The 285-nt window shown below is 37.5% G+C and carries 1 protein-coding gene; it reads left to right on the forward strand.

From position 1 onward, the window contains the following. Positions 1–285: DUF1542 domain-containing protein (locus CD034_RS01130; protein WP_142380637.1), on the forward strand; the 285-nt coding region annotated here is incomplete at both ends.

Here is a 285-nt window from a genome sequence, read left to right on the forward strand (position 1 = left end):
AATCAATGTAATCCAACCAGAAGTAATCAAAAAATCAGAGTCAAGACAAGCAATCGATGATATTGCAAGAGCTAAAAAAGAAGCGATTGATCAAACACCGGGTGCAACAACAGAAGAAAAAGAGGCAGCTAAAGCGAAAGTAGACCAAGCGGTAACGGAAGCCAAAGCCCATATCAACGAAGCAATAAATAATTCAGGTGTGGATGAAGCAAAAACAAATGGTACAACTACAATCAATGTAATCCAACCAGAAGTAATCAAAAAATCAGAGTCAAGACAAGCAAT

Source organism: Staphylococcus hominis subsp. hominis (assembly GCF_002901845.1).
In the GTDB taxonomy this organism is placed as follows: domain Bacteria; phylum Bacillota; class Bacilli; order Staphylococcales; family Staphylococcaceae; genus Staphylococcus; species Staphylococcus hominis.